This is a genomic window from Vibrio penaeicida, from assembly GCF_019977755.1.
Taxonomy (GTDB): Bacteria; Pseudomonadota; Gammaproteobacteria; order Enterobacterales; family Vibrionaceae; genus Vibrio; species Vibrio penaeicida.
In genome coordinates this window covers 1,658,811-1,675,353 of sequence record NZ_AP025144.1, presented here as the reverse complement: position 1 = coordinate 1,675,353, position 16,543 = coordinate 1,658,811, and the positions used below count along the sequence as shown (strand labels likewise).

The window sequence follows — 16,543 nt, the reverse complement described above, 5'->3', positions numbered from 1 at the left end:
GTCAACATTCAGAAATTGCGTTTTTCACTCGCTTGTCTGATACCGGGTATGGCGTACCCAGTTGCTGTGCAAAGAAGCTTACTCGCAACTCTTCAATCATCCAGCGGACTTCTTTAACGTTATCTGGAACCGCAACCCCCTTAGGGATCTTGTTCAGCAGTTCTTTGTAGTCGTTCGTTACCGACTCAATCTTCAACATGTGCAGTCGGTCCTTATTCGGATCTATCGGCAACTTCTCCATTCTGCGTTCTATCGCTTTCATGTAACGCAAAATATCGGGAAGCTTTTTCCAACCACACTCAGTTGCAAAGCCTTTAAATATCAAACCTTCTACTTGAGCTTTAATATCTGAAAGCGCAAAGGCCATCGTAAAATCAATTTTGCCTTTTAGCTTCTTGTTGATATTGAACGCCGTGGTAAGAATCGTTTCAACCTGCTGAGCAATATCCACCACTGTATCGTCTAGCTCTGCTCTTACGTGCTCTTTAAGTGCATCGAACTTATCAGATTCCCAAACCAAGCCGCCCTGCTCTTCAATCAGCTTATCAACACCACAGGCAATGCAATCATCAATCAGGTCTAATACCTTACCATACGGGTTGAAGTACAGACCAAGCTTTGACTTGTTCGGTAGGTTGCTGTGCAAGTATTTAATCGGAGAAGGCACGTTGAGCAAGACCAAACGGCGCTGACCTGCGCGCATCGCCGAGATTTGTTCTTGCTCGGTTTCAAACAGTTTGATTTCAACGCTGTCTTTAGAGTCCACAATAGCGGGGAAGGCTTTCACATCGTAACCGCCTCGCTTCTGCTGGTAGACTTTTGGCAACTCGCCAAAGCTCCACGTATGCAGACCTTGTTGCTCAATATCGTCATCAGCAACTTTAGAAAGAGTCTCTTGAACTTTGTCCTTCAAGCTCTCTTTCAGCTCGTGAAGATCGCGATTCTCTTTTAACTTGCGATTTCGATGGTCGACCGCGCGGAATGTCACTTTTAGGTGGTCTGGCACCTGCTCCAAGTTCCAATCATCGCGCAATACCTCAACGCCCGTCATACGTCTCAGCTCTTTTTCTAACGAATCGAGCAATGGCGCTTCCATTGCGGTAGCACGCGCTAAGAATGCGTCGGCATAGTTAGGAGCAGGTACGAAGTTTTTACGCAACGTTTTCGGCAACGCTTTAATTAGGCTAACAATCAATTCATGCCTTAAACCGAGGATCTGCCAATCAAAGCCTGCAGGCTCAATTTGGTTAAGAATCGGCAGTGGAACATGCACGGTTACCCCGTCGCTGTCTTCGCCCGGCTCAAACTGGTAGCTCAACTTGAGCTTAAGCCCATTTTGGTGCCAGAAGTTTGGGTAATCCAAATCGGTAATATGGCTTGCATCGCCTTTGAACAACATCTCTTTTTCAAAGTTGAGCAGCTCTTTATTTTCAGCCGACGCTTTTTTCCACCACGTATCGAAATGACGTCCCGACACAACTTCGGTTCCAACACGCTGATCATAAAAATCAAACAGCTCATCGTCATCGACCAATATATCTCGACGTCGCGATTTGTGTTCCAACTCTTCCACTTCTTGAAGCAGTTTTCGGTTTTGCTTGAAGAATGCGTGTTTGGTTTCCCACTCACCTTCTACAAGTGCGCTTCGAATAAAGATCTCGCGGCTAATCACGCTGTCTATATTGCTGTAGTTCACCAAACGTTTAGGCACGATAGGCACGCCGTAAAGCATGACTTTTTCATGAGCCATTACCGCCGCACGTTTCTTCGACCAGTGCGGTTCACTATAGCTTCGCTTGATCAGGTGTTTGGCTAATGGTTCAATCCATTCAGGCTGAATCTTGGCAATAATACGCCCCCAGAGTTTGGAGGTTTCAACCAGCTCTGCCGACATGATCCACTTAGGTTGCTTTTTAAATAGACCCGATGCAGGGAAAATGTGGAATCGGGCGTTGCGCGCGCCTTGGTATTCGCTCTTTTCCTGATCTTTTACGCCAATATGAGAAAGCAAACCAACCAAAATGGCGCTGTGAACCGATTGGTAGTTTCCAGGTTCGTCATTCAGTTTGAAATCCATTTCGCGCATGGCTTGATGGATTTGGAAGTACACATCTTGCCACTCACGCACTCGTAAGTAGTTCAGGAAATCTTGCTTACACTGTTTACGGAATTGATTGCCCGTCAAAGCCTTTTGCTGCTTTTGGATGTAATCCCAAAGATTCACAAAGGTCAAAAAGTCCGACTCTTCATGGAAGAAGCGACGATGTTTGTCATCAGACGATTGTTGTTTTTCCGATGGGCGCTCACGCGGGTCTTGAATCGATAAGGCAGAAGCAATGACCATCACTTCTTTCAAACAGCCATACTTAGGTGCTTCTAGGACCATTCGAGCCAAACGTGGATCGATCGGCAACCGAGCAAGCTGACGACCAGACGCCGTTAAGCGCTTCTTGGGATCGTTCGCTTTATCGTTTATCGCACCCAGTTCTTCAAGTAACCTTACACCGTCTTGAATGTTGCGTTTATCTGGCGCTTCAACGAACGGGAATGCTTGAATATCACCTAACCCCAGCGCCGTCATTTGAAGGATAACAGACGCTAGATTCGTTCTTAGGATTTCCGGATCGGTGAATTCAGGACGAGACTCAAAATCCTCCTCCGAATACAGGCGAATACAGATACCTTCTTCAACACGACCACATCGACCTTTACGTTGGTTTGCACTTGCTTGCGAAACCGGTTCGATAGGAAGCCTCTGTACCTTAGTTCGGTAACTGTATCGGCTAATACGCGCGGTGCCCGGGTCGATAACGTATTTTATGCCCGGCACGGTTAATGATGTTTCTGCAACGTTGGTTGCCAACACAATTCTGCGGCCAGCATGAGGTTGAAATATCTTGTTCTGCTCACCTGCCGACAATCGCGCATACAAAGGAACAATTTCTGTATCACGCAAATTACGTTTGCCTAACGCATCAGCCGTATCGCGAATTTCGCGCTCGCCGTTCATGAAGATTAGGATATCGCCCAACCCCTCATCGCAGAGCTCGTCTACAGCTTCAAATATGCCTTCAAGTTGGTCGCGGTCGTTTTCATCATCGCCTGAAAGTGGACGATAACGCGTGTCTACCGGATACGTTCGTCCAGATACCTCGACAATAGGCGCACCATTGAAGTGGTTAGAAAAACGTTCAGGATCGATGGTCGCAGACGTAATAATTACTTTCAGGTCAGGGCGACGTGGGAGCAATTCCTTGAGATAGCCCAAGATGAAATCGATATTCAGGCTTCGCTCGTGCGCTTCATCGATAATGATGGTGTCATATTGATTCAAGAATCGGTCGTGCTGAATCTCCGCCAGCAAGATACCGTCTGTCATCAGCTTAACTTGAGTATTCTCGGAGATTTGATCGTTAAATCGAACCTTATATCCGACAAATTCTCCCAGCTTGGTTTCCATTTCTTCCGCGATTCGGTTTGCGACTGAGCGTGCAGCGAGTCGCCTAGGCTGGGTGTGACCAATCAAGCCATACTTTCCACGGCCAAGCTCTGCACAGATTTTGGGAAGCTGCGTGGTTTTGCCCGATCCCGTTTCACCCGCCACGATCACCACTTGGTTTTCTGAAATCGCTTTTGCAATCACATCTTTCTTTTGGCTAACGGGCAGGATTTCTGGGTATTCGATTGTCGGTTGTTGCGAACATCTTTGCTGCACCGTCATCATGGACTTCGCAATGTTAAGTGCGATGTCGTCTAACGCAGCGTTTCGTGATTCTTCTTTTTTGATTTTGCTGGCACCCTGAATTCGTCGGCTAAAACGAAAACGGTCTTTAATCATGCATTCTTTTAATGCAGCTCTTAACTTAGATGGGCTGTTAGGCGCATGATTTTCGGCAGCATTTTGCTGTGACGAGGTCAAAGCGATACCTTCTTTATTTATTGTCTTTCAAAACTGGCGCGATTGTATCACATGAGTAAGACAATGCTCTAAATGAGGAAGCTAGACATAACAAACAAGAGAAAATGCGATTGATCGATCGCTTAATTTGACGGGTTTCCTACCCTATATTCAACGCAGTTTCACTGTAAAACCTTGGAATTAAAATCAAACTTGACCCTCCAAACTCCTTCAAAAAAATTGAACGACTTCATCGTTAACGCAGCATTATCTTAGCCTTAGCAATCTCCTAAAGTGAACTTATTCCCGTTACCTAAAACGAAAATAGATAAATAAAGGACAAAAAAATGGCTCAAGTACTGATTCTTAAATCAAGCATTCTAGGCGCTTACTCTCAATCAAATGCGCTGATTGACGTTATCGCAAAAAACGCAACTGAAACAAATGTGGTTATTCGCGACTTGGCGGAAAACCCGTTACCCATTCTCGATCACAATGTATTATCGGCATTCGGTGGAGGCGAAGACTTAACGGAAGAACAACAAAACATCTTGGCGACCTCAAACCAATTAATTGAAGAGATTAAACAAGCAGACAAATTGATCATCGCTGCGCCAATGTACAACTTTACTGTACCGACCCAGCTTAAAAACTGGATTGACCTGATTGCTCGCGCTGGTGTGACGTTCCAATATTCTGAAAATGGACCGGAAGGTTTGCTGACCAACGTAAAAGAAACCACGGTGATTACGACTCGCGGTGGTGTGCACAAAGACACAGAAAACGACATCGTCACCAGCTACCTAAAAACGACGCTCGGATTTGTCGGCATCCACAACGTCAACTTTGTCTATGCCGAAGCGCTAAGCATGGGTGAGGAACTCGCAAGCCAAGAGTTAACCAACGCAAAAGAGCAGCTTCCAACATTGTAATCCCCTATATAAGTTCCATTAATAAACCTTGTCTTTGCCCACTTTTAAGTGGGCTTTTTTTGTGTCTATTAACTCACCATTAACCCTCCCCGATGTACCTTCACATCCAAACAAGACAAAATGCACTGTACACCTAAGTCGCTACTTCTGTTCTTTTCTCGTTTCACTGCTTAGGGTCATGAATATGAGCTTCACCAAACAAGACATAGAAACCATCGAGAGCACTCTCTCCCCATTTAACGACAACAACGAATTGGCGATCGCGAAAATAGCGCACGGTCACGTCGATTTTTATGGTGCTAAGAAGCAAAATGGAACGGTAGTACCCGCTATAAATCAGAATTCCGTCTTTGAGATTGGGTCTATCACCAAAGTTTTCACCAGCTACTTACTCTGCGACATGATATTAAGAGGTGATGTTCAGATTGATGATGCGATCAATTCAGCGATACCTGTTCCATTTAAAAACGGTGCCACAATTACCTATAAAGCGCTCGCATCACACACATCTGGGCTACCAAGATTGCCACCTGGGTTAATTTGGAGCGCTCTATTTAAAAACCCTCAAGACCCTTACAAAGAGTATCAAGAACCTCAACTGCTGAATTACCTAGAAAATAAGCTTAAGCTCAGTGCTAAAATAAAGCATGTGTATTCAAACCTCGGGGCCGGACTTTTAGGGTATACCTTGTCTCGTGTGGCAGAAACATCGTATGAAGACCTGCTTCAAAGAGCGTTGTTTGAACCGCTAAAAATGACGCGCTCTACCACTAATTTGACTGCTTTGAAGCCATGGCTGGTTCAGGGATTAGATGGAAAGGGTCGACCCGTTTCAAACTGGGATCTTGGCATTCTATCTGGTGCTGGCGCGGTTCTTTCTACCGTAGAAGACCTTTCTGCGTTCGCACTCTCTTGTTTTGATCCGAGCAACTCAGTGTTTCAGTTCCAAAAACAGCCGGTTTTTAAAGATGCCAATGCGTCCCATGCATTAGGGTGGGTTGTCTTGAATTTGAAAGAGAAAGGCGAACATTTCTACTTTCATAACGGGGGCACCGGAGGATACAGCTCGTGTATGTTGCTGGACACTCAAAACCAAGTCGGCTTCGTGGCGCTATCTAACATTACAGGTATGTCGAAATTCAAGGAACCCGCTATGGATAAGCTGGTTTTTGATTTGATGGAAGACACGATTTCTCAGTAACAATTTAGTGAAAAGGTAAGGGAAAATAAATTCACCTTACCTTTTTGCCTAAGTGAAAGTCACTTTAGCGTAACAGTCTTCACTTCGAGGATTGCCCATAGTAGGCATTTTTTCCATGTTTTCTTAAATAGTGTTTGTCTAACAATGGTTTCTGCATCGAACTGAGTTGAGGCGTTAGCTGGCGCGAGAATAGCCCCATGTATGCGACTTCTTCTAATACAACAGCATTATGAACGGCACTGTTTGCGTCTTTCCCCCAAACGAAAGGCGCATGAGCATTCACCAATACCGCTGGCATTTGGTTCGGGTTCAATTGACGGTTTTTAAACGTTTCAATGATCACCTCCCCTGTCTCCCACTCATAATCTCTCTTTATTTCTTCTTCAGACATCTCACGCGTGCAAGGGATTGAACCATAAAAGTAATCCGCATGAGTCGTGCCCCAGGCCGGAATATCAAGACCTGCTTGAGACCAAATAGTGGCATGACGTGAATGAGTGTGTACGACGCCACCGATATCAGGAAAAGCGCGATATAAACACAGGTGTGTAGGCGTGTCCGATGATGGGTTCTTGTCGCCTTCAACAACAGATCCCGTTTCCAAATCGACGATCACAATATCATTGGCTTTCATCACATCGTATTCAACCCCTGAAGGTTTAATCGCAATGACACCAAGCTGGCGGTCAATGGCACTCACGTTTCCCCATGTAAACGTCACGAGCCCGTGCTTCGGAAGTGCCAAATTAGCTTCAAGGACTTCCTCTTTTAATGCTTTATACATTCCATCCTCCTTGCACCATTTTGTCTTCTATCCAGCGTCGAGCATTAATCAATTCGCTCACTGGCTCATCGGCTTTTTCTGTCCACATTTCGATTAAGAAGCTGCCGCGATAATTCATGCGTTTTAGCGTCTTGAATACCCCGACAAAATCAACGCAGCCCTCTCCGAAAGGAATGTCCCTAAATTGACCTGCGCATGTATCGGTCACCGCCAGCGTATCTTTAAGATGTAACGCAGCTATCTGATTCATGCCTAATTCCAGTTCCGCATCCACATCGTTTCCCCAAGCAGAGAGATTTCCGACATCGGGATAAACCGTAAACCACGGGGAGTCGATTTTCTGTTGCCATGCTTTCCACTTAGTGATTGAACTCATGAAAGGGGTATCCATGATCTCAACAGACAGCATTACTTGGGATTTGGCGGCTAAATCAACCGCCCACTTTAACCCTTCTTCAAAATGAGCGAGCGTGCTCTCATCTTGTGTTTCATAGTAAACATCGTAACCCGCCAGCTGTATGGTTCTTATCCCCAAATCTTGGGCAAGTACAATGGCTTTTTCCATGATGGAATAAGCTTGCTGGCGAACGTCTGAGTCGTGGCTTCCAAAGGGAAACCGACGGTGACCAGATAAGCACATAGACGGAATACGGATACCACTTTCAATAATCGCACTCGCCAGTGCTTTGCGTTCTTCCTTTGTCCAGTCTAGGCGAGCAAGCCTTTCATCCGTTTCATCAACCGACATTTCGACAAAATCAAAACCACAGGCTTTGGCTAACGCCAGCCTTTCCGGCCAAGTCAGTTGCGCAGGCAAAGCCTTTTCATAAATGCCAATTGGGTGCGAGCGTGAGGAGTCAACGTAAGTCATGCTATTTTCTCCAAAGTGAATTCAGTGTTTCTTTGAATGAGATGGCGGCTTTTTGCGGGTCAGGTGCAGACAAAAGTGCTCGACCAGCAATAAAGGTATTAATGGGTAGATGCTGGAATATGGGTAATAGCTCTGGCGTAATCCCGCCAGTCACTGACATGTTAAATCCCATATCACACATACGTTGCAACCAATCTAAATCTTCTTGGTGCCATGTTTGCCCCTTGGCTTGAGCATCTCTTCCACGGTGATAAATCGCCTGAGTAATACCCAGCTTTCGCCATTCACTCGCTTGCTCAAACGTCCAATCTCCAAACAGTTCAATTTGGATGTCTCCGCCATACTCTTTTGCGACTTCTAATGCGCTTTCCATAGTGGCTAAAGGCGCGGCGCATATGACCGTTAGTAACGTTCCGCCCGACTTAAACGCCATTTCACCTAAATCTCGCCCAGCATCGGCAAGCTTCATATCGACAACCAATGGTTTGTCTGGATGCTGTGTTCGCAGCGAACGGACGACCGACATTCCTTCGGCAAAACAAATCAGGGTTCCGGCCTCTAGTACATCGACCACGGGTGCCAACGTTTTGGCTGCACTCAAGGCTTCGGCTTCGGTTGTTACATCGAGTGCGACTTGTAATTTAGGGATCACGACAACTCTCCTTGGTTGGATTTGTCTGATGAAATATTGATTGAAGAAACTTGACTTGAAGACACTTGGCTCGAAGAACCTAAATGCGAAGAGCCTAAGTGAGAAGAAGCTAGGCCTGAAGAAGCCTGAGCCGAAGAAATGTGGCTTAAGTCATTCTCGAGCTGCGCTAACGATTTGACATAAACTCGATACTTTTTCTTTTTTACTTGATAGCTCTCAAAAGCTTCTTCGTCAGGTAAAACCGTTTCTTCTTCAATGTTCATGGCGTCCATCGCTTTACTGGTCGAAGAATAAATTTGGCTTCCTACCATCGCGACAATAGCCGCACCTAAGCATCCGGTTTCTTCAATCTTAGGCAGTAAAACAGGCAAGCCGCTGGCATCCGCTAGTATCTGCATCCACTCTTTAGAGCGAGCAGGACCACCACAAACAACGAGGTGTTTGAGATCCGGATAAAGAAGCCTGACATGGTCAAGATGCGACAGGTGGCTGAACACAACCCCTTCGTAAATGGCTTGGTATAAGTGTGGTTTGGTATGGAGCGATTGAATGCCATAAAAACCACTCTTAACCCCCAACCCTGCATTTGATCCGTAGATAAAGGGCGCGAACAGAAGCTCTGAGCTCAACTTAGGCAACTCACTTATGGCGTGATTTATCTCTCCAAAATTTTCATCCGCGAATAGTTCAGTAAACCATTCCAAATTGCCTGCCGACGTCGGACTGGCATCGTGAGTAATGTATTGATCTTTTTGCGCATGATGCCCGATAACATGTGGTTTTTGATTGGCTTCGCGAACCTCAAACAGGCTATCGGTTACACCGGTTGTTACAGACCATGTCCCCATTGTTAGGTTCAAAGCACTGTTATCCCTAACGCCCGAACAAATGGTGGTGGCCACAACATCAAACACCCCACCCACAATCGGAGTGCCTTCTTTAAGCCCTGTCATGATGGATGCTGATTTCGTGACAGTTCCGGCTATATCCGTTGCACCGACAATCGGTGGTAACGCCTCCATCATTTCTGGAATCCCAAGGATGTCCGCCAACTCTGCATCGTAATCTTGAGTATCAAAATTGTATAAGTTGGATTCAGAAATATTGGTGATCTCACAATGCTTTTCACCTGTTAGGCACCATCTCAGATAATCGTGACTCATGAACACCGTGCCGATCTGGTCGTATTGTATTGGGCGTTGCTCTTTAAGCCAACGAGCAATAGATACAGGATGCCCAGTCCACAGGGTTTGCCTTGTTCTCGGGTGGATAGATTGAGGTATTCCTTCGCTCTGCCACCTTTTTACAACGTCTATCGACCGCTGGTCGGCCGATAGAATCGCTCGTTCCATTGGTCGATCATTTTTATCCAACAAAAATAGCCCTTTCCCTTGAGCCGAGATACCAACGCTTTGAATGAGGTCCGAGTTTATCTGAGTGTCTGCAAGTACCTTTTTGATCACTGAACAGGTCGAAGCCCATAGCTGTGAAGTACTTCTTTCAACCCAACCAGATTGTTCAGAAATAAGTTCAAGGGGTTCACGTGCGACACCCATTTCTTTCCCATTTTTATCGTAGATACCCGCTTTTAGGTAAGTACCGCCGCAATCCACACCTAACCAATAGCTCATGACGCACCTTCCGATTCTTTTGCAACCAATAAGTTCGAAGACAACAAAAATGCTGGCAACAGTAAGTGTGTTTCTAAAGCGAAACCTGGCTCTAAAGCTGTATTTGGTCCTATAACTGAACTGACTTCTAAAGCTAAATGTGGATCTAAAACAGAGGGTTTAAGTTTGGTATACATAATTGTCTCTATATCTTAGCGACGATTCTTGGCTATATTCGATGATTTAATTACAGCGCCAAGAAGCGAATATAATTGGGAGCTGGTACCTCGATGATTTCATCTGTCTTCTTGATTAGACCGGTTTCGATATCTCTCGAAAAGACAATCACATTCCCTGAATCTTGGTTTGAAATAATCGCAGCATGCCCACAAGGAGAAATGGCAAAGTGTCGCGGGAACTTTCCGTACGTCGAAGTGATATCGACCCGCTCTAACTTACCGCCTTCTTGAACTTTAAACACAGCAATGGAGTTATCACCTCGGTTTGAAACGTAAAGAAATTTCGCATCTGGTGACAACTTAATCTCTGATACATAACTAATTTGATCGTGATTATCCAGAGTCGACTCGTACTGAATCGGTATCAGACGCGGCTTAACTTCGGCAGGCTCCGACTTGTCTAACTCAGCAACACACACGGTGTTAAACAGCTCATTTGATACGTAGCAAATGTCTAAATCTGGGTGCATAGCCATGTGGCGAGGGCCTGAACCCGGTTCGAACTCTATCCATGTTTCACGAGTTAACTGGCGACTTTCAGCATCCCAGCGGTATTGAAACACAGCGTTCTCACCAAGATCGGGAATGAAAACCCAGTCGTGCCAAAAGTGCGCGCAATGTGCATGAGGACCGACCTGACGGTTACCCCAATGGTCTTCGCGGTTTTCCACTTGTCGCCACTCGGTTTCAGGGCGGTAAAATTGTTTGAAGCTTTGAAGGACTTCACCTAAACGACCATTATCGTCTACATCGACAACATCAATAATGGCGTCCCAGTAGTTGATGACGATAGCCGCATCTTTATTAGGTGAAAAAGACAAATAGCATGTCGATTTTCCATTTGCTTCGAAGCTAGAAAGCTCTTTTAGCGAACCATCTTCTTGAACTTCATATTGAATGATTGTGCCGTTTTCACGGATTGTTTCTAAAATAGCGTACAGGTATTTTTTGTCTGTTCCTGGAATAAGAACCGCTGGGTTTAACGACTCTACAGAACCATTGACCACAAGTTTTCCCTGCTTGGTCAAAGTCGCACAATACATACCTTCGCCCGGTTTAGGTGAGTATGGCTGATGGGCTAGCGCGTCAATATCGCTGTATGTTCCAATAACCAGCTGATAATCTTTCTCTAAATTCATATTAATACCTAAATAACTTATTGAAATAAATGTAAATTAACCTTTCACAGCGCCAGCAGTCATACCTGTAATAATTTGCTTGGATGCAACAAAGGTGAATATGATTGGCGGTACCGCAAGCAACATTCCTGTCGCCATAATCACACCCCAATCGATGTCGTATTCCGTTAATGAATTAACGATGGTAACGGGCACGGTACGGGTATCACGTTGCAACAGAGCGTTGGCCAACAAGAACTCATTCCATGCAATTCGAAACGTAAAGATGGCTGCCGCCGCAAGACCCGGCTTGATAATAGGCAATACCACCAAAAAGAATATTTGCAGCGGTCTCGCCCCATCCACTTTGGCCGCTTCCTCGAGAGGTAAAGGCACCTGCACAATAAAACTCTGAAGAATCCAAATCACAAACGGTAGGTTCATCGCAACGTATAGCAGTATGATTCCGGTAAAGGTGCCGTCTAAACCATAATCAAACGTCCAGATCCCAAACACAGGAACCAATAGAACTGCGGGTGGAACCATGCGCATCATGAGTGTTGTTAAAGAAACCACACCACGTCCCATGAATCTGAAACGAACTAACGCATAAGCAGCCATACAACCGATGGTCAGCGTAATCACCGTCGAAACGAGCGCGATGAAAATTGAATTCCCGAGCGAACGTGTGAACGTTGGGCTACAAAAATCAACATGGTCCGGCGTATACCACAACACATCGCACAGTACCGTTTCATAATTTTTCAATGTAGGCGTGAAAAATAACCCACTGCTGTCATTCATGATGTCGACATTCAGTTTGAACGACGTCATCACCATCAACATGATTGGACCAAGTGACATCACTATCAAAGCAACCAACAAGGCATAAAATGCCGGGTTTTGCTTACTTTCGTTTAGTTTGCTCATTACTCTTCATCCTTATTCGCAAACGCCTGCTTCTCGATTCTTTTTTCGTTAATTTTGTTGTAGATAAACATGGCCAGTGTTAAGAAAAGAAGCACTGCCAGCAGAAGATTCGACATCGCTGCCGCCACACCTAGCTCCCTAAACTCAGACGCTGTTCGAGAGATTCTCAGCGCGAGAATTTCGGTGGATAAACCAGGACCACCATTTGTCATAACTAATACAACTTCGAGGACTTTAAATGCGTCTATCAACCTAAGCAGTAAAGTCACAATGAGTACCGGCAGCATTAGAGGTATCTTGATGTATAAAATTTGCTGCCATTGCGTTGCTCCATCAATTTTGGATGCTTCTAACGTCGACTTTGGCAGTGATTGCAATGCAGCAAGAGACAAAATAAATATAAAAGGAGTCCACTGCCAAATATCAGCGATTACAATTGAATAAAGTGCCCAACTCGAATCAGATAACCAAGGGACAGATTCAAATCCAAGTGCATTTAATGTTCTGTTAAATATCCCAATCGTTGGGTGATACATATAACGCCACATTAATCCAACAACGATAGGCGCAATCATCATTGGTAATATAAATATCGTTCTTAATAGCGACATTCCGCGAATATTTCTATCAAGCAATAATGCAAGACCAACACCAATAAACATTTCTAAAACGACAACAACAAAAGCAAACTTTAAAGTTACGCCGAGAGATTCACGAAAAGATTCATCTTGGAATAAATTGATATAATTTTTAAAACCAACCCAATCCGCCTCGCTAATTAATTGGCTTGGGTTCCATTCTAAAAAACTCGCATACATCATATATATTATTGGGTAAAGAAGCCCAAACAATAGAACAATACCCGCAGGAGCTAAGAATAAATAAGGGGTCATGCGATTTAGATTAATAGATTTCATTTAAAACACACCAAGGTTGCACAGATTTAGGTGCATCTCGCCGTTGAATTACTGCGACGAGATGCAGCCCTATTCACTATTTATTTCTCATTCCAAGAATAATAGTTGGCATCAGCCATTATTTTTTCCGCTCGTTCAGCAACGCCGTCTAACGCTTTTTGAATATCCAGATCTTCAGTAAGCACTTTCGATAATGTTGTACCTAAATCTGAGTTAATTTTTCCCCACACAGGAATAATTGGGCGCCAATCCGGATCTGCATTTTTAAGCGCTTCACCAAACGTAGCCATGTGAGGGAATTTCTTGTTCACTTCCTCATCAAAGTGAGTTGAGTAACGAGAAGGGTTTCCGCCTGCTAGCGCAATCAGCTTGTCGACTTTCTTAGACGTCAGCCACTGCATTAATAGGAAAGCCGCTTCTTTATTTTGTGCGTTTTTAGGAATACCGATACCAAAACCACCAGTTTGAGATCCTTTGCGAACGCCCATAGGGTGCGGAGCCCAGCCAATTTTACCTACCACCTTCGACTTCGACGGATCATTCACTTGTCCAGCGAATACCGTAGAGTCTAGGAACATTGCTGAATTACCCTGTAAGAAAGAGGTTCCAGCTTCGGCAAAACCAAATGTTTTAGAACCTTCTGCGCCACATTCAACAATCGTTTTCAGCGCTTTCGCTGCTTCAACGCCTTGCGCATTGTTTACAATTGGCTTCCATTGGTCATCAAAGATACGGCCACCAAGCGGTGCCAAATGTAGAAGGAATGCATGCGATGCATGGTGACCAGACGCTGCACGAGACGCTAAGCCACCCATTCCAGGTTCTAATTTTGGAATTTCACACGCCAAAGAAAGCAGTTCTTCGTAGTTTTCTGGCACCTTAAGATTGTGTTTTTCAAAGATGTCTTTTCGGTAACCCAAGATAGAGGTTTCAGCACCAAATGGTAAACCAAACAGGGAACCCGTTGGCCCTTTTAGATAGCCTTTCTTACCGCCAGCTACACCAATATTAGACACATAGCCATCAACCAAATCTTCTGCGTCAAAGTTCGGGTCAGAAAGCGATGGGTTCATGAAATATCTAGCTAAGTTTTCAAGTTGGTCAGCATAAACATAATCCGCTTTTGAAAAAACAACGTACGCGATAAGATCGTAATCGCCTTTTCTTTTTGTTAATTCCAGCGTTTGCTTTTCACGCATGCGAAGATATTGAAGTTGGTCTACTTCAACTTTTATTCCCGTCTCCTTTGTGAATTCAGGTAATACCTTCATTACCGCATTGTAATGTGGGTGTGCTGGAAAATTCACAACTAACGTCGTATCTTTATATTCGTCGTATGGACTCGCATAAGAGAATGTTGTGATGGTACTAACGGCTACGGCGGTCAGTGTTTTTTTTCCAAAAATCCTTTTTAGATACGTAATCATTTTGCCTCCTAAGAGCAAGAGAATTAAGTTTGTGTTCCAATTTACGTTATATAATTGTTTCTATAGTTATTATTAGTAAATAGCTTCTTCTGTTTTCTTATCAAATATATATATATCTTCAGGCTTTACTTTAAATTTTACAGTTTCACCGGCATTGAATTCATGTAATGAATCCACTTCAACCATAAATCGACTTTCTTGAACATCAGAAATCAATACTGTTTGATTCCCAATATATTCATTAACATTAATGGTAAATGTAATGATATTTTCTAATTCATCAGAATCGGTAGAGACTAAAGCAGAAGGTCGAATACCGACAATTATCTCTCCAGATTTAGGTAATTCTGCGTCAGGGCTTAGTAGTGGTAGCTCAAGTTTAAAACCCGACCCAATTGCGTATAATTTCCCATCTATTTCTTCAGCGGTCATATTCAAGAAGTTCATGGGTGGCATTCCCATAAAACCCGCTACGAATTTATTACTTGGTTTTTCAAAAAGTTCTCTGGGCGTTCCATGCTGTTGAATATAACCATCTTTCATCACAACAATGCGATCTGCGAGCGTCATCGCTTCGATTTGATCATGCGTAACGTAGATAATGTTCTTCTTTATGTTTTTGCTCATCATTGCCAATTCTGCACGCATTTGCCCCCGAAGCTTTGCGTCCAAATTTGACAGTGGCTCATCCATCAATAGTGTCGATGAGTTTCTAACCAAGGCTCTTCCCATTGCAACACGCTGCCTTTGCCCACCAGATAACTCGGCAGGTTTTCGGTACAAATACTCAGTAAGCCCAAGCATTTCTGCCGCTTCCGTTACGCGTTTTTTAATATCACTTTTAGGATGCTTAGCTAACCTCAATGCGAAAGACATATTTTTATAGACATCCATATGCGGATACAGAGCATAATCTTGGAATACCATTGCAATGTCGCGATCAATGGGTTCAAGGTTCGATATGGGTCGATCATCCATTGTAATCTCGCCGTCACTCACCGTTTCTAGACCTGCGATCATTCTTAGCGTGGTGGATTTACCACAACCAGATGGACCAACGAATACGGTAAACTCATTGTCTTCCATCACTAAATCAATCTGATGGATCACTTCAGTAGACTGATATCTTTTTGTTAATTTATTCAAAGTTATTACAGGCATAATCCGTTACTCGTTGTCCTTATTTTGCATAATAAGTGTTGATTTGAAGATGCTATCAACATGCCCCAATATGGAACGTTCCGCCGCGTCTGGGTCGTGGCTTTTCAATGATCTTAGAATCTGGTGGTGTTCTCGAAGGCTTCTCACCGTCGACTTTTCCTCTGCCAATGCTGCCGTTCTGTGCTCAAGCGCATAGGAATAGACATCGATTGCTATTTTCGACAACAAAGTATTTCGACAAGCCTGATAGATAACTGTGTGAAATTCTTTGTCTGATACTTGGAAAGCGATGTGATCATCTAAGACCGTTTCTTGGTATTCGATAAGAGAAGAGAGTTTCTCGATATCTTCATCTTTAATGTTTATTGCTGCAGAACGTAGAATCGCCGACTCTATTACTTTTCTTGTTTCTACTACGGTAAAAGCATCATAATTTTGAATGTCTTCCACTATATTGTTCGATTGAATTATCTCTGCGGATCCTTTCGTCACAATACTTTTTCGTCCGCGAGAAACCGTAATCAACTTGCGCTCACTCAGAATCCCTAATGCACCGCGTATCGTTTCTCTACTCACGTCATACGATTTGGCAAGTTCTCGCTCAGAAGGTAATGCCTCTCCTTCTTCAATCATTTTCGACGCAATTAACGCGCTCAGTTTGTCTGCTATTTGTGACTTAAGCGTAAGCCTAGAGACATCCGAGCTGTAATTGGGCGTATCATTAAAGTCATCGGACATAATTTATTGATCCTTCATCGCTTACTACATTTTCCATTTTGGTATTTATTCAGTACCAGTTTGTT

The 16,543-nt window shown here is 44.1% G+C and carries 14 protein-coding genes; 2 read left to right on the top strand and 12 right to left on the bottom strand.

Annotated features, from left to right (window positions below):
- Position 1 precedes the first annotated feature (1 nt).
- Positions 2-3,919 carry an ATP-dependent RNA helicase HrpA gene (gene hrpA, locus LDO37_RS07820; RefSeq protein ID WP_126610308.1) on the bottom strand — a complete coding sequence of 1,306 codons (3,918 nt, stop codon included), beginning with the start codon at positions 3,917-3,919 and terminating at the stop codon, positions 2-4.
- A 326-nt stretch (positions 3,920-4,245) separates the two neighbouring features.
- On the opposite strand from hrpA, the gene LDO37_RS07815 reads away from it, so the two are divergent.
- A complete protein-coding gene (locus tag LDO37_RS07815; RefSeq protein ID WP_126610307.1) occupies positions 4,246-4,830 on the top strand; it encodes an NAD(P)H-dependent oxidoreductase in 585 nt (194 codons plus the stop codon).
- A 184-nt stretch (positions 4,831-5,014) separates the two neighbouring features.
- Entirely contained in the window at positions 5,015-6,031 is a 1,017-nt protein-coding gene (locus LDO37_RS07810; protein WP_185829961.1) for a serine hydrolase domain-containing protein, read from the top strand.
- Between the two features lie 79 nt (positions 6,032-6,110).
- Here LDO37_RS07810 and araD read toward each other — a convergent pair whose 3' ends face one another.
- The 11 genes from araD to LDO37_RS07755 all read right to left on the bottom strand — a co-directional run bounded on the left by araD (position 6,111) and on the right by LDO37_RS07755 (position 16,478).
- Positions 6,111-6,815 carry an L-ribulose-5-phosphate 4-epimerase gene (araD, locus tag LDO37_RS07805; protein ID WP_126610303.1) on the bottom strand — a complete coding sequence of 235 codons (705 nt, stop codon included), beginning with the start codon at positions 6,813-6,815 and terminating at the stop codon, positions 6,111-6,113.
- Complete coding sequence (locus tag LDO37_RS07800; protein WP_126610302.1) at positions 6,808-7,686, bottom strand: L-ribulose-5-phosphate 3-epimerase; 879 nt, start codon at positions 7,684-7,686, stop codon at positions 6,808-6,810. Before LDO37_RS07800 ends, araD begins: the two co-directional genes overlap by 8 nt.
- Before the next feature lies 1 nt (position 7,687).
- Positions 7,688-8,338 (bottom strand): 3-dehydro-L-gulonate-6-phosphate decarboxylase, encoded by a 651-nt coding sequence (locus LDO37_RS07795; RefSeq protein WP_126610300.1) that lies wholly within the window; start codon positions 8,336-8,338, stop codon positions 7,688-7,690.
- Entirely contained in the window at positions 8,335-9,969 is a 1,635-nt protein-coding gene (locus tag LDO37_RS07790) for an FGGY-family carbohydrate kinase (RefSeq protein WP_126610299.1), read from the bottom strand. The genes LDO37_RS07795 and LDO37_RS07790 overlap by 4 nt, the downstream gene beginning before the upstream one ends.
- The gene (locus LDO37_RS07785; protein WP_126610298.1) at positions 9,966-10,145 is read right to left on the bottom strand and encodes a hypothetical protein; all 180 of its coding nucleotides are present in this window, start codon (positions 10,143-10,145) and stop codon (positions 9,966-9,968) included. Before LDO37_RS07785 ends, LDO37_RS07790 begins: the two co-directional genes overlap by 4 nt.
- Before the next feature lie 50 nt (positions 10,146-10,195).
- Positions 10,196-11,326 (bottom strand): lactonase family protein, encoded by a 1,131-nt coding sequence (locus LDO37_RS07780; RefSeq protein WP_126610296.1) that lies wholly within the window; start codon positions 11,324-11,326, stop codon positions 10,196-10,198.
- 36 nt (positions 11,327-11,362) lie between these two features.
- Positions 11,363-12,235: a carbohydrate ABC transporter permease gene (locus tag LDO37_RS07775; protein WP_101113715.1), complete on the bottom strand. Its 873-nt coding sequence runs from the start codon at positions 12,233-12,235 to the stop codon at positions 11,363-11,365.
- Entirely contained in the window at positions 12,235-13,152 is a 918-nt protein-coding gene (locus tag LDO37_RS07770; RefSeq protein ID WP_126610295.1) for a carbohydrate ABC transporter permease, read from the bottom strand. The genes LDO37_RS07775 and LDO37_RS07770 overlap by 1 nt, the downstream gene beginning before the upstream one ends.
- A gap of 80 nt (positions 13,153-13,232) precedes the next feature.
- Entirely contained in the window at positions 13,233-14,579 is a 1,347-nt protein-coding gene (locus LDO37_RS07765; RefSeq protein WP_101113713.1) for an extracellular solute-binding protein, read from the bottom strand.
- 72 nt (positions 14,580-14,651) lie between these two features.
- Positions 14,652-15,740, bottom strand: a complete 1,089-nt coding sequence (locus tag LDO37_RS07760) for an ABC transporter ATP-binding protein (protein ID WP_126606790.1) — start codon at positions 15,738-15,740, stop codon at positions 14,652-14,654.
- A gap of 6 nt (positions 15,741-15,746) precedes the next feature.
- Complete coding sequence (locus tag LDO37_RS07755; protein ID WP_126606789.1) at positions 15,747-16,478, bottom strand: FadR/GntR family transcriptional regulator; 732 nt, start codon at positions 16,476-16,478, stop codon at positions 15,747-15,749.
- Positions 16,479-16,543 lie beyond the last annotated feature (65 nt).